13 protein-coding genes are annotated in these 13,580 nt (G+C 61.7%); 5 read left to right on the forward strand and 8 right to left on the reverse strand.

Annotated features, from left to right (window positions below):
• Positions 1-103: 103 nt before the first annotated feature.
• Together AB4O12_RS22900 and AB4O12_RS22905 are read left to right on the forward strand one after the other, a co-directional pair.
• Positions 104-1,330, forward strand: coding sequence for a 3-hydroxyacyl-CoA dehydrogenase (locus AB4O12_RS22900; protein ID WP_460059773.1), 1,227 nt, complete (start codon positions 104-106; stop codon positions 1,328-1,330).
• A gap of 102 nt (positions 1,331-1,432) precedes the next feature.
• Positions 1,433-1,852, forward strand: a complete 420-nt coding sequence (locus tag AB4O12_RS22905; protein ID WP_457264672.1) for an acyl-CoA thioesterase — start codon at positions 1,433-1,435, stop codon at positions 1,850-1,852.
• 54 nt (positions 1,853-1,906) lie between these two features.
• Here AB4O12_RS22905 and AB4O12_RS22910 read toward each other — a convergent pair whose 3' ends face one another.
• The 4 genes from AB4O12_RS22910 to AB4O12_RS22925 all read right to left on the reverse strand — a co-directional run bounded on the left by AB4O12_RS22910 (position 1,907) and on the right by AB4O12_RS22925 (position 6,889).
• Positions 1,907-2,392, reverse strand: a complete 486-nt coding sequence (locus AB4O12_RS22910) for a glycine zipper domain-containing protein (RefSeq protein ID WP_039756448.1) — start codon at positions 2,390-2,392, stop codon at positions 1,907-1,909.
• A gap of 332 nt (positions 2,393-2,724) precedes the next feature.
• Positions 2,725-5,073, reverse strand: coding sequence for an FdhF/YdeP family oxidoreductase (locus tag AB4O12_RS22915; RefSeq protein WP_016772171.1), 2,349 nt, complete (start codon positions 5,071-5,073; stop codon positions 2,725-2,727).
• Positions 5,070-5,909 (reverse strand): formate dehydrogenase accessory sulfurtransferase FdhD, encoded by an 840-nt coding sequence (fdhD, locus tag AB4O12_RS22920; RefSeq protein WP_016772170.1) that lies wholly within the window; start codon positions 5,907-5,909, stop codon positions 5,070-5,072. The genes AB4O12_RS22915 and fdhD overlap by 4 nt, the downstream gene beginning before the upstream one ends.
• Before the next feature lie 92 nt (positions 5,910-6,001).
• Entirely contained in the window at positions 6,002-6,889 is an 888-nt protein-coding gene (locus AB4O12_RS22925; protein ID WP_252868618.1) for a LysR family transcriptional regulator, read from the reverse strand.
• 137 nt (positions 6,890-7,026) lie between these two features.
• Between AB4O12_RS22925 and lysM the strand changes: the two genes are divergently transcribed.
• Positions 7,027-7,467: a peptidoglycan-binding protein LysM gene (gene lysM / locus AB4O12_RS22930; protein ID WP_123585632.1), complete on the forward strand. Its 441-nt coding sequence runs from the start codon at positions 7,027-7,029 to the stop codon at positions 7,465-7,467.
• Positions 7,468-7,564: 97 nt separating this feature from the next.
• Here the strand turns inward: lysM and yrfG are convergent, their stop codons facing one another.
• On the reverse strand, positions 7,565-8,227 hold the full coding sequence (gene yrfG / locus AB4O12_RS22935; RefSeq protein WP_056787135.1) for a GMP/IMP nucleotidase: 663 nt from the start codon (positions 8,225-8,227) through the stop codon (positions 7,565-7,567).
• Between the two features lie 88 nt (positions 8,228-8,315).
• Between yrfG and nudE the strand changes: the two genes are divergently transcribed.
• Both nudE and cysQ read left to right on the forward strand, forming a co-directional pair.
• The gene (nudE, locus tag AB4O12_RS22940) at positions 8,316-8,885 is read left to right on the forward strand and encodes an ADP compounds hydrolase NudE (RefSeq protein WP_016772166.1); all 570 of its coding nucleotides are present in this window, start codon (positions 8,316-8,318) and stop codon (positions 8,883-8,885) included.
• Between the two features lie 7 nt (positions 8,886-8,892).
• Positions 8,893-9,720, forward strand: a complete 828-nt coding sequence (gene cysQ, locus AB4O12_RS22945; protein WP_056787137.1) for a 3'(2'),5'-bisphosphate nucleotidase CysQ — start codon at positions 8,893-8,895, stop codon at positions 9,718-9,720.
• A 200-nt stretch (positions 9,721-9,920) separates the two neighbouring features.
• Here cysQ and AB4O12_RS22950 read toward each other — a convergent pair whose 3' ends face one another.
• From AB4O12_RS22950 to AB4O12_RS22960, 3 genes are read right to left on the reverse strand one after another with little or no spacing between them, the layout of a single operon-like run.
• Positions 9,921-10,376: a thioesterase domain-containing protein gene (locus tag AB4O12_RS22950; protein WP_252877249.1), complete on the reverse strand. Its 456-nt coding sequence runs from the start codon at positions 10,374-10,376 to the stop codon at positions 9,921-9,923.
• Entirely contained in the window at positions 10,373-11,755 is a 1,383-nt protein-coding gene (locus tag AB4O12_RS22955; RefSeq protein ID WP_041477494.1) for a sigma-54-dependent transcriptional regulator, read from the reverse strand. Before AB4O12_RS22955 ends, AB4O12_RS22950 begins: the two co-directional genes overlap by 4 nt.
• Positions 11,752-13,560, reverse strand: coding sequence for a sensor histidine kinase (locus AB4O12_RS22960; protein WP_130902949.1), 1,809 nt, complete (start codon positions 13,558-13,560; stop codon positions 11,752-11,754). The genes AB4O12_RS22955 and AB4O12_RS22960 overlap by 4 nt, the downstream gene beginning before the upstream one ends.
• Between the last annotated feature and the right edge of the window lie 20 nt (positions 13,561-13,580).

A 13,580-nucleotide genomic window follows, 5' to 3' on the forward strand; every position in this document is an offset into this window, starting at 1 on the left:
CATCCATCCGCTGAATGTCGATCATCACGCTAATAAACTTCAAAAACCGCCGTTGCCTGACTAAGGTTGGAATCTGTCTTCGGGCCACCCACAAGAGAACAACATGAGCCAGACATCCTTCGAAATCCAGCAAGCTGCGGTGATCGGTGCGGGCACCATGGGCCGTGGCATCGTCATGTGCCTGGCCAATGCCGGCGTGAGCGTGCAGTGGGTGGACAACAATCCACAGATGCTTGAGCAGGCGCTGACGACGGTCGCGCAAACTTATGCACACAACGTGCGTCAGGGCCGCATCGATCAGGCCGAAGCGGATGCGCGAATGGCTCGCGTATCAGCAGCGGCGGATTACGCATCGATTCGCAATGTCGATCTGGTGATCGAAGCGGTGTACGAAAACCTTGAACTGAAGCAGAAGATCTTTCGCGAGCTGGATGGCTTGCTCAAGCCCGAGGCTTTGCTGGCGAGCAACACCTCGGCGCTGGACATCGACGCCATCGCGGCTGCGACCCGGCGCCCGGAACAGGTGCTGGGTCTGCATTTCTTCAGCCCCGCGCACATCATGAAATTGCTGGAAATCGTGCGCGGTGCGCAGACCTCGCCAGCGGCGCTGGAGGCCGCGCTGGCACTCGGCAAGCGCATGGGCAAGGTCAGTGTGGTGTCGGGCAACTGCCACGGTTTTATCGGCAACCGCATGCTGCATCCGTATGTACTGGAAGCGCGCAAGATGCTTCTCGAAGGCGCTTATCCACAGCAGGTGGATACCGCGCTGCAAGGCTTCGGCTTCGCCATGGGGCCGTTTCGCATGTACGACGTGGTTGGCATCGATCTGGAATGGCGTGCTCGGGAGCTAGCTGGCAAGGGGCAGGATGCGCCCGAAGTTCAGGTGGATAACCGCCTGTGTGAGATGGGCCGGTTCGGGCAAAAGTCCGGTAACGGTTATTACCATTATGAGCCGGGCAGTCGCCAGGCCGAGCATGATCCCGAGGTCGATGCATTGGTACTGCGGGTCAGCGAAGATCTGGGTTTCCAGCGTCGCGACATCGGTCCCGAAGAAATCGTTGAGCGCTGTTTGCTGGCTCTGGTCAACGAAGGCGCGAAGATTTTGCAGGAAGGCATTGCCGGCTCGGCCCATGACATCGATCTGGTGTACTTGAACGGCTATGGTTTTCCAGCGGATAAGGGTGGGCCGATGGCGTGGGCGGATCGGCAGGGGCTAGCGGATATTCATCAGCGCTTGCTGGCGCTGGAGACACGCCAGGGCGATCAGTGGAAGCCGGCGCGGTTGATTGGCGAACTGGCGGCGCAGGGGAAGGGGTTTGCTGATCGTTGACACCAGTCGGCTGTGCTGACGCCTTCGCGAGCGGGCTCGCTCCCACAGGTAAAGTGTTCGTCATCACGATCAAATTCAATTAAGAGAATGCGAGAACCCTGCATGAATCAACGCTGCGACTACCCCCACTTCCAGCCCATCACCACACGCTGGCATGACAACGACGCCTACGGTCACGTCAACAACGTTACCTACTACAGCTTCTTCGACACGGCGGTGAATACCTACCTGATTCAGGTCGGTGGCCTGGATATTCATGACGGCGAAGTGGTTGGGTTCGTGGTCAGTTCCGCCTGCGATTACTTTGCCTCGATCGCTTTCCCCGATCTGATCGAGATCGGACTGCGGGTCGGCAAGCTGGGCAAGAGTTCGGTGCAATACGAACTGGCTGTGTTCAAGGTTGGCGGAAGCGAGGCGTGTGCGGCGGGGCGGTTCGTGCATGTGTTTGTCGATCGGGCGAGCAATCAGCCGGTGCCGATTCCTGCCGGTTTACGCGGGGCGCTGGAGCGGCTGGTGGTCTAGACGCGCAAAAAAATCGCAGCCCAAAAGCTGCGATTTTTTGTTCAAGCCTTCGCCTTAGTGGTGGCGATAGTACTTGTGATGCTTGCGGTGGCCGTAGGCATGGCCGCGACCTGGATGACCACGGTCGCGGTAGTAGCGACGGTCATCATGGCGACGGTCGTAACGACGATCATCGTCGTCACTCTTGTTGCCCATGTAGTTACCCAGTGCGCCACCTGCGCCGCCGCCAGCGGCGGAGCCGATCAGGCTGCCGGTGGTGCCGCCGAGACTACGGCCAACCACGTTACCGCCGGCTGCACCCAGTGCACCGCCGATGGCCGCTTCGCCACGGCTGCGCTTGTCTGCGCCGACCGCACTACCACCCGCGCCGCCCAGGGCTGCGCCGATGGTGGAACCTGTGTTGCCGCCTAACGATTGACCGACGACCGAGCCAAGAACCCCGCCCAATGCGCCGCCCACACCTGCTTCGGTGGTGCCTCCGGCAGAAGCGAAGCCACTGACCAGGCCAAGGGACAACAAGAGAATCGAGGAGAACTTCATAGAGGATGAGCCTCAAAGGGATGACGGCGCCGATCCTGAGGCTCTGCATTGGGCGTGACAATCAAAATCCGACGAATAACACGACTTGTATACAATAATGCAAGTTACTGTTTTTTCACCGGAACTTAACCGATTTTCGCCGGTCTTTAGCTACTTCGGACAGGCCGTTTTCATGCAGAAACGGCCTTTTTTGTGGGCGGTCGAAAATCTTCGCCACGGCAGATCTGTTGACAGGTCGATCGCATTCGCGAGCAGGCTCGCTCCCACCTTTGAAATGCATTCCAAGTGTGGGAGCGAGCCTGCTCGCGAAGGGGCCGGATCTGGCTCCGCGGTTAAGCGGATTTAGCCATGATCAACCCAGTCTCACTCGCCGCTTCCAGCCGGATCGCAATGAACTTCGACGTCGGCGTGTGGCTGCCATCCCCCGTACTTTCCAGCGGCACCAGCGGATTGACCTCCGGATAGTACGCCGCCGCCTGCCCCGCAGGAATATCGAACGCCAACAATGTAAAACCTTTCACCCGACGCTCGCGACCGTCGTCCCAGATCGACACGATGTCGGCCTTCTGCCCTGGACGGAAGCCCAGACGAATGATGTCGGCCTCATTGGCGAACAGCACGTCACGCTGGCCCTTCACGCCGCGATAACGGTCGTCGAGACCATAGATCGTCGTGTTGTACTGATCGTGTGAGCGCATCGATTGCAGGATCAGATCCGGCACCTGGCCGGTGGCGCGGGTGCGTTCGTGAACCAGATCTTTCGGCAACTGGTTGGCGCGGAAATTGGCACGGCCCGATGGCGTGTTCCACTTGCGGGCGCCAGCCGAGTTGCCCAGATAGAAGCCGCCCGGGTTTTTGATCTTGTCGTTGAAGTCTTTGAAACTCGGGATGGTGTCGGCGATCAGTTCGCGAATGCGCCCGTAATCGGCTACCAGCCAGTTCCAGTCCACCGGTTGGCTACCCAACGTCGCGGCAGCGATGCCGGCGATGATCGACGGCTCCGAGCGCATCTGGTTCGACAGCGGCTGCAACTGGCCGTTGGACGCGTGGACCATGCTGAACGAGTCTTCCACGGTCACCGCTTGCGGGCCTTCGGTCTGGATGTCGATGTCGGTACGGCCCAGGCACGGCAGGATCAACGCGTCTTTGCCGTGAGCGAGGTGGCTGCGGTTGAGCTTGGTGCTGATCTGCACGGTCAGGTCGCAGTTGCGCAGCGCTTCGAAAGTGCGCGAGCTGTCCGGCGTGGCCTGGGCAAAGTTGCCGCCCAAGCCGATAAACACCTTGGCGCGACCTTCGGCCATCGCATGGATTGCCTCGACCACGTTGTGACCGTTATGACGCGGCACCTTGAACTGGAAGCGACGCTCCAGCGAATCGAGGAACGCCACCGGTGGACGCTCGTTGATGCCCATGGTGCGGTCGCCCTGCACGTTGCTGTGACCACGCACCGGGCACAGACCGGCGCCAGGTTTGCCGATATTGCCGCGCAGCAGCATCAGATTGGCGATTTCCTGAATGGTCGGCACCGAATGACGGTGCTGGGTGATGCCCATGGCCCAGCACATGATCACGTTCTTGCCTTTGGCGTACATGCGCGCTGCTTGCTCGATCTCGACCAGGGTCAGGCCCGATTGCTCGACGATCTGCTCCCACGAGGTATCGTCGACCGTGGCGAGGTACTCCAGCACGTTGGCGCTGTGAGCATTGAGGAAGTCATGGTCGAACACCGCCGGCTCGCCCGCCTTCTGCGCATCGCGTTCCCATTGCAGAAGGAACTTGGCCATGCCGCGCAGCACCGCCATGTCACCGCCGAGTGCCGGGCGGAAGTACGCAGTGTTGGTCGGCTTGTCGCCGTTGGTGAGCATTTCGATGGGGTGCTGGGGATGCTGAAAACGCTCCAGACCGCGCTCTTTCAGCGGATTGATGCACACCACCTGGGCGCCGCGTTTCACCGCTTCACGCAACGGTTCGAGCATGCGCGGATGGTTGGTGCCGGGGTTCTGGCCCCAGACGAAAATCGCGTCGGCGTGTTCGAAGTCGTCGAAGGTCACCGTGCCTTTGCCGACCCCGACACTCTGCGCCAACGCTACGCCGCTGGCCTCGTGGCACATGTTCGAACAGTCAGGGAAATTGTTGGTGCCGTAAGCCCGCACGAACAGTTGATACAGATACGCCGCTTCGTTGCTGGCGCGCCCCGAGGTGTAGAACTCTGCCTGATCCGGGCTCGGCAGATTGCGCAGGTGCTTGCCGATCAGAGCGAAGGCATCTTCCCAACTGATCGGCTTGTAGCGATCGGACTCGGCGTCGTAGACCATCGGCTCGGTCAGGCGACCCTGATATTCCAGCCAGTAATCGCTCTGCTCCAGCAGCGAAGTGACGCTGTGCTTGGCGAAGAATTTGGCATCGACGCGACGCTTGGTCGCTTCCCAGTTCACCGCTTTGGCGCCGTTCTCGCAGAACTTGACCATGCCGCTCTCCGGCGAATCACCCCAGGCGCAACCCGGGCAGTCGAAGCCGCCGTTCTGGTTGGTCTTGAGCATCATGCGCAGGTTTTTCAGGGCGTTGTCGCTGGTCAGCCACGCCTGGGCCACACTGATCAGGGCGCCCCAGCCGCCGGCGGCACCTTTGTAAGGCTTGTAGCGCGGGACAGGTTTCTGGTCGGCTTGATGATGTTGGCTCACGCTTGATTCTCCATCGCGGGGCTGTACACCCGCGGCGCACTTTTCTGCGGCAGGTGGATGAGATTGAGGTTGTGGCGCCGGGCCCATTGCACGGCCAGGCCGGTAGGCGCCGACAGGCTGACCAGGGTCTGGATGCCGGCACGCAAGACTTTCTGGATCAATTCGAGGCTGCAACGGCTGGTGACGATCGCCAGCCCGCCCTCTGTGGATATCTTCTGGCGGATCAGTCCGCCGATCAGCTTGTCCAGCGCGTTATGCCGACCGATGTCTTCACGACCGAGCAGCAGTTCACCACTGGCGTTCATGAATACCGCCGCGTGCACCGCGCCGCAGTGCTGACCGAGCGGCTGGAACGCGCCGATGCGCTGGCGCAAACCGTCGAGCCATTCGATCGGTGGCAAGGCTGCGCCCGGCAATACCTTGAGATCAGGCAGTGCCTGTTCGACCGCTTCGACGCCGCACAGTCCGCAGCCGCTGGTGCCGGCCAACTGCCGACGCTGCTGTTTGAGGTTCCAGAACGCGCGGTTGGCAATGGTCACTTGCGCGTATTGCGCCGAGCCTGCGCCTGTCAGTTGCAGATCGTAGATATCGCTGGCGTCTTCGATGATGCCGCTGCCGAGGCTGAAGCCGACAATGAAGTCTTCCAGATCGGTCGGGGTCACCAGCATCACCGCCTGGCTGATGCCGTTGTAGGCGATCGCCAACGCGACTTCCTCGGCCAGCGCGGTGCTGGCCGATGCCTCAAAGGGTAGATCGCTGTAGCTGTAGGTCTGGCTGGCGGCTGGCGCGGGCGTTTCAATTGCTGGCGCCGCGCAGGCTGGGCGCTTGGCGTTCATGGCATCACCGACGGTTTGATCTAGGTCAAGACTAGGCGCGGCAAGTTGTCGCGTCTAATCGCTATTACCGATCTACCGATAGATGCCGTCGATCAAGCGTCTTTTGACGATTTCTGATAAAGCGCGAAACAGGCTTCTGCCAGCGCTGAACGCGGCGCCCCACGGCGCATGATCAGGCCCAGCGGGGCGAGGGTGTGGGCATTTTCGATCGGTTGCAGGCGCAGGTGATCGGCGAGGGTTTCCGCGCCGCCGTCGAGGGGCATGATTGCGCAGCAAAAACCGCCGTGGACTGCTTGCAGCAGTTGATGCACGGCGTCGGTTTGCAACAGCGGTTGCGGCGTCAGGCCACGGCTGTGGAAGTTGTGGTCGATGGACTGGCGAAAATGCATGCCGCTGGTGAGCATGCACAGCGGCAGTTCGATCAGCGATTCCCAGCTCAGGGGTTCATCGCCGAAACTGAACGAGCGCTCGTCATAGAGCAGGCCCATGCGCGTCTCGTTGAAGGCCAGCGAATCGAAGCGCTCGCTGTCCAGACGCTCCAGATACGACACGCCAATGTCGATGCGGTTGTTCGCCAGGTGTTCGAGCACCTGCTCGGAGCTCAGCGAAGACAGCTCGAAACGCAGGTCCGGGTGCGCCGCGTGCAGTCGTTGCATCAGCGGTAACGGATCGAAACTCGACAGCGGCACCACGCCCAGGCGCAGCGTACCGATCAGGTTGCCGCGACAGGCCGCCGCTTCCGCCTGCAAGCCGTCATAGGCTGCCAGCACCGTACGCGCCCACGCCAGCACGCGTTCGCCCGGTGCGGTGAAGCCTTCGAAGCGCTGGCCGCGATTGACCAATGGCAGGTCGAGTTCTTCCTCGAGGCTGCGCAAGCGCATCGACAGGGTCGGCTGGGTGATGTGGCAGCGCGCGGCGGCCTGGCCGAAATGGCGGGTTTCGTCGAGGGCGATGAGGAATTTCAGTTGCTTGATGTCCATCTTCGCTCCGGGCGGTTGGCGGGGTGTGGCGATTCTACCGCCAGCGGCGCGGCAGCGTCATTGGTCGGACTGGAACCGGGTTTGGCCGGGGTGGTCTAGGCTTGGACGACTGGAACCCAAATCAAGGAGTGTGCGCTATGAGTCTGTTGAGCTTTGTGAAAGAGGCCGGTGAGAAGCTGATTGATCTGTTGACCCCAGGCAATGCCAATGCGAGTGAGCAGTTGAAGGAACATATCAGCAAGGTCGGGTTGGGCAATCCCAACGTGCAGGCGACCGTGGATGGCGACAAGGTGACGGTGACCGGTGAAGTGGCGAGCCAGGAAGAGAAGGAAAAGATTCTGCTCGCGGTGGGCAACATTGCGGGCGTAGGCAGTGTCGATGATCAGATCACGGTGACCGGACCGGTCGTCGTGGCTGCCGAGTTTGTCGAGGTCAAGGCAGGTGACACGCTCAGTGCGATCTCCCTGCGCGTCTATGGCAATGCCAACCAGTACCAGAAAATCTTCGATGCCAACAAACCGATGCTCAAGGATGTGAACAAGATCTATCCGGGACAAAAACTGCGCATTCCAAAATAACGCAATCATGTAGGAGCTGCCGAAGGCTGCGATCTTTTGACTTGGACTTTAAAAAAGCAGATCAAAAGATCGCAGCCTGCGGCAGCTCCTACAGGGGTCAAAGCCCTGCAATCAAATCGCGGTAATCCTCGACTGCGGCAAACTCCGCTGTGTCCTTCGGCCCTTTGCGGCTGTCCGGTTCTTTCACCGCCAGCAAGTGCGCCACGCCAAAATCCCGCGCACTGCGCAGGATCGGCAAGGTGTCGTCGATAAACAGGCTGCGCGCCGGATCAAAACCGATGTCCGCCTGCAAGGCATCCCAGAACTGCGGGTTCTCCTTGGGATAACCGTAGTCATGCGAGCTGATCAGCCGCTCGAAGTACGGCGCCAGTTCGATCCGTTCCAGTTTCAACGACAGCGAATCGCGGTGCGCGTTGGTGATCATGATCACCCGTTTGCCGGCGCGTTTGATTGCGCCGAGAAAGGTATCGGCATCGGCGCGCAGGGCGATCAAGTGGGCAGTTTCCTGTTTCAGTTCGCGCACCGATAATTTCAGTTCCGCGCTCCAGAAATCCAGGCAGTACCACTGCAACTGGCCAGCGTGGCGTTCGAACAACGGCTGCAATTCCAGCTCGGCCATGGCCCGGCTGATGCCGTGCAGTTCGGCGTAGCGTTGGGGCAGGTGTTCGAGCCAGAAATGGTTGTCGAAGTGCAGATCCAGCAGCGTGCCGTCCATGTCGAGCAGAACGGTATCGATGTCGGACCACGGTAAAGAAGGCATGGCAACGTCTCGAACGGTGAAAAGATATCCGACGCAAACAATCGGGAAAGCCGCGTTATAGTAGCGCGTTCACGCCAAGGAGCTTTGCATGCGCCAGAAACCCACCGTACTCGCCCGCGAGATCGTCGCCACCAGTCGCCTGTTTCGCGTCGAAGAACTCAAGCTGCGATTTTCCAATGGCGTGGAGCGCACTTACGAGCGTCTGGTCGGCAAGGGTGCGGGCTACGGCGCGGTGATGATCGTCGCGATGCTTGATGCCGAACACGCAGTGTTGATCGAGGAATACTGCGGCGGCACCGACGAATACGAACTGTCTCTGCCCAAAGGCCTGATCGAGCCGGGCGAAGACGTGCTGGCGGCCGCTGAGCGGGAACTCAAGGAAGAGGCCGGTTATGGCGCACGTCAACTGGAACATCTGACCGAGCTGTCGCTGTCGCCCGGTTACATGAGCCAGAAAATCCAGGTGGTGCTGGCCACCGACCTGTATGAAGAGCGGCTGGAAGGTGATGAGCCGGAGCCGATGCGGGTCGACAAGGTCAACCTGCGCGAACTGTCGGCACTGGCGCAGAATCCGCAATTTTCCGAGGGCCGCGCCTTGGCTGCGCTGTATCTGACCCGCGACCTGCTGAGCCAGCGCGGGGTGTTCAGCTATGAGTGAGACGTCGATGAATTTTCCCCATCCGCTGATGGCACCTGTGGTTGCGCTGGCTTTACAGGCTGGCGAGGCGATTCTGCCGTTCTGGCGCGCCGGCGTTGAAGTCACGGCCAAGTCCGATGATTCGCCGGTCACGGCCGCCGACCTGGCCGCCCATCACCTTATCGTTGCCGGGCTGACGGCGCTGGAACCGAGCATTCCGGTGCTGTCCGAAGAGGACGCCGACATCCCGCAAAGTGTTCGCGCCGGTTGGCAGCGCTGGTGGCTGGTGGATCCGCTGGACGGTACCAAGGAGTTCATCAGCGGTAGCGAGGAATTCACCGTCAACATCGCGCTGATCGAAAATGGCCGGGTGGTGTTTGGTGTGGTGACGATGCCGACCAACGGTCGTTTTTATGTCGGCGGCGCCGGATTTGGAGCCTGGCGTGGCGACGAGGGCGGTACGCCGACGGCGATTCAGGTGCGCGATGTGCCTGCGCCGGGCGAGGCGTTTACTGTGGTGGCCAGCCGTCGACATTCAAGTCCCGAGCAAGAGCGTTTGCTGGCCGGGTTGAGCGCCAGTCTTGGTGAGTTGCAACTGGCCAATATCGGCAGTTCCTTGAAGTTCTGTCTGTTGGCCGAAGGTGCTGCTGATTGCTATCCGCGACTGGCGCCGACTTCGCAGTGGGACACGGCGGCAGCGCAGGGCGTGCTGGAAGGGGCGGGGGGCGAGGTGCTGGATTTGAAGGGTGAAGCGTTCAGTTATCCGCCGCGAGAATCGCTGTTGAACGAGTTCTTTCTGGCGCTGCCGGCGAAGGCTGCGTGGCGCGGACGGTTGTTGGAGTTGGCCCGAGGCTAACTGCCTGATCCGCAATTCCCCTCACCCCAGCCCTCTCCCCCAGGAGAGGGAGCCGACCGAGTTGTCTGGCGCTATGCATCGACCTGGAGAATCGAGTCGTGGATTCGGCGAAGCAGTTTCAGGTCGACGTAAATCTGTAGCATCCCCGTATCGGTTCCCCTCTCCCTCGGGAGAGGGCTAGGGTGAGGGGCTGTTGATCTTCAACGGTGCAAAACGTACTGCCCGGTAAATCTCACCGCCTCGTCCTCACTTCCCGCATTCAGTATCCGCGTATCCAGCGTCAGCCGCGCCCGTCCATATCGCCGATACATCGCCACAAAGCGTTTCCACACCGCGGCCTCCGGCGCCGGGCAAATGGCCACGGCGTCTCCCGTCACCGGCAGCGGATAACTGATCTGTCCTTCCTGAATGACGATATGTCCGTCGGCAATCCCTTCTTCCTTCAAACGTAAATGCAACCAGCCCCAACCGGCCAGCACCGCTGCGCAGTACAGGCTGCCGCCAAACATGGTGCTCTTGTGATTGACGTTGGGCGCGAGGGGCAGGTGCAGGCTCAGTTGCTGCTCGCGCCACTCAAGCACCTCGAGGCCCATTTCGGCGGTCAGCGGAATGTCGTGATGCAGCACCGTTTGCAGGTATTCGCTTTCGCTGCTCATTCGTTGTCTTCCCCGTGGCTGCTGTCGCCGAAATTCAGACCGTGTTTGCGCAGCTTGTCATGCAGGGTCTTGCGCGGAATACCCAGAGCTTCGGCGAGGCTGCGCACCGAGCTGTGCGAGCGCGCCAGTTCGGCGGCTATCAACGATTTTTCGAAGTTTTCCACTTGCTCGCTAAGGCCGCCGCTGACCACTTCTACGGGCGCGCCGCCGCTGCCGTCAGCGCTGTTGTCCAGTGCCAGTTCAAGGCCGAGGGCGAAGCGTTCGGCGGCATTTTGCAGTTCACGTACATTGCCCGGCCAGGTGTGGCGCAGCAGCAGGGCGCGGTGTGCCGGCTGCAGCTCATGGGGCGGCAAGCCATGGCGGGCGCTGGCTTCATCGGCGTAATGCTGGAACAGCACCAATGCGTCTTCGCCCCTTTCGCGCAGCGGCGGGATGCGCAGCGGCGCGACGTTGAGGCGGTAATACAAGTCGGCGCGGAAGCGACCCTGATCCGCCGCCTGGCGCAGGTCTTCCTTGGTCGCGGCGATGACGCGGATGTCCAGCGGTATCAACTGATTGCCACCCAGGCGTTCAACAACGCGCTCCTGCAGCATGCGCAGCAGTTTCACTTGCACGTCCATGCTCATGCTTTCGATTTCGTCGAGAAACAGCGTGCCGCCGTTGGCGAATTCGAATTTGCCGATGCGACGTTTCTGCGCCCCGGTGAAGGCGCCGGGCTCGTGACCGAACAGTTCGCTTTCCACCACCGATTCCGCCAGGGCGCCGGCGTTGATCGCTACGAACGGACCGTTGCGGCGGCTCGACAAGTCGTGCAGCGCGCGGGCCACGACTTCTTTGCCGGCACCGGTTTCGCCGAGGATCAGCACGTCAGCCTTGGTCGCCGCCAGCGCACCGATCTGCTCACGCAGGCGCAGCATCGGCGTCGAATGGCCGACCAGCCGCGCGCTCAATTCGTTGCGGTCGCTCAAGGCCAGACGCAGGCTGCGGTTGTCCAGCACCAGCCGCCGTAGCGCGAGGGCGCGACGGACGCTGTCGAGCAGTGCATCGCTGGCAAAGGGTTTTTCCAGAAAATCGTAAGCACCGGCGCGCATCGCTTGCACTGCCAGCGGTACGTCGCCATGGCCAGTGATCAGCAGCACCGGCAACTCGGGATCCTGTGCGTGCAATTCACTGAGCAGCTCGAGGCCGTCCATGCCCGGCATGCGAATGTCGCTGACCACCACACCTGGCCAGTCACGCTCAAGCTGTGCGGCGAGGCCCTTGGCTTCGGACAGCGGCAGAATTTTCAGGCCGGCCAGGTCCAGGGTCTGGCCGAGAGCCTGGCGCAAGTGCGGATCGTCGTCGATCAACACTACCTGGATGCGATTGTCGATGGTCATGCACTTCGATCCTCGGACGGTTGCAGGCTGACTCCGGGCGCGCCGGCGCGCAGGCGCAGGGTAATCAGGGCACCGCCTTGTTTGTGGTTGGCGAACGACAGCTCGCCACCAAATGCGCGCATCAGCGTTTCACAAATGGCCAGTCCCAGACCCAGACCCTGTGTGCGGGTCTTGGTGGTGTAAAAGGGCTCGCTGGCGCGGCCAAGAGCTTCCATGCAGAACCCGGGGCCGTTGTCGCGAATGTACAGATTGACGCCGTCGGCGGTGGCTTCGGCACTCAGCCACAATTTGCGCGGCGGGCCTTTTTCGGTAAGCGCATCGAGGGCGTTGGCCAGCAGATTGCCGAGCACCTGGCGCAGTCGGGTTTCGCCGGCCTCGACCCACAGCGTCGCGGCGGGCAGGTCGCGGATCAGTTCGACTTCCATGCTGCGCCGACGTTTGGCCAGCAATGCCAGCGCATCGTCCAGCGCCGGTTGCAGGGCAACGCTTTCCGGTGCGTGGCGATCGCGCCGAGCGAAGGCGCGCAGATGGGCGATGATCGAGGCCATGCGCCCGGTCAGTTCGCTGATCAGCTTGAGGTTGCCGCGCGCATCCTCGGTGCGCTGATGATCGAGCAGCACTTCGGCGTTTTCCGCATAGCTGCGAATCGCCGCCAGCGGCTGATTGAGTTCGTGGCTGATGCTCGCCGACATGGTCCCCAGCGCCGACAGTTTGCCGGCCTGGACCAGATCGTCCTGGGCGCGTACCAGCTCCTGCTGGGCCTGCTCACGCTCGAGCACTTCCTGTTTCAAACGCCGGTTGAGGCCCTCCAGATCGCTGGTACGTTCGGCCACCCGGCCTTCCAGTTCGCGGCGGGCCTTGGCCTCGAAAGCGATGCGCTCCAGATAATGCCGGCGACGTTGCATCATCAAACCCACCAGCAGCATCACCACCAACAGTGTGGCGCCGCCGATCGCGACAACCGTGCGCACCGGACGATCGATCAGCGTGCGCGGGGCGAGGATGCTCACGCTCCAGCCGGTCTCGGCGATGTCGTGGGTCTGCGTCAGCCAGGCGTCAGGGCTCAGGTTCAGCGGCCGGGGTTCACGGGTCGGGTAGGGCTGGATCGCGGTGATCGCGGCGCGCTCGGCATCGCTCAACTCGCGAGTGGAGCGGAAACGCCATTCCGGGCGCGACGTCAGGATGACCACGCCGTTATGGTCGGTCACCAGCAGTTGTTCCGGGGTTTTGCCCCACAGGCTTTCCGTGTGGTCGAGGTCGACCTTGATTACCAGCACGCCGATGATTTTCTCGCCGTTGCGCACAGCAGCGGCGAAGAAATAGCCGCGTTTGGCCGAGGTGGTGCCGAGGCCGAAGAAGCGTCCGAGGCGCCCGGCCATGGCTTCACTGAAATACGGGCGGAAGGCGAAGTTGCGGCCGACGAAGCTGTCGCGTTTGTCCCAGTTCGACGCCGCCAGCGTCTGGCCGGAGGTGTCCATCAGATACATGACTTCAGCGCCGGTCTGCGCAGCGATGTTTTTCAGCAGGCGATTGGCGTTGCCTTGGGTCACGCCGTCGTCCGGCGCACCGAGCACCGCGCGCAGGGCCGGCAGATCGCCGAGAATCTGCGGCAACACTTCATAGCGATGCAGGGTGCCGAGCAGATTGGCGACGTAGAGGTCGAGGGTCTGGCGATTCTGTCCGGCGAGTTCGCTGCGGTAATAGCGTTCGGCGAGGTGCTCCAGCGGCCACAGCAGCGGCGCCAGGCACAGGGCCAACAGCGCGAGGCTGCGCCAGCGAGGTCTGCGGGGAAGCGGTGGTTTCATGTGCCGGATACGCCTGTAGG

This window comes from Pseudomonas sp. S2_A05, assembly GCF_054668485.1.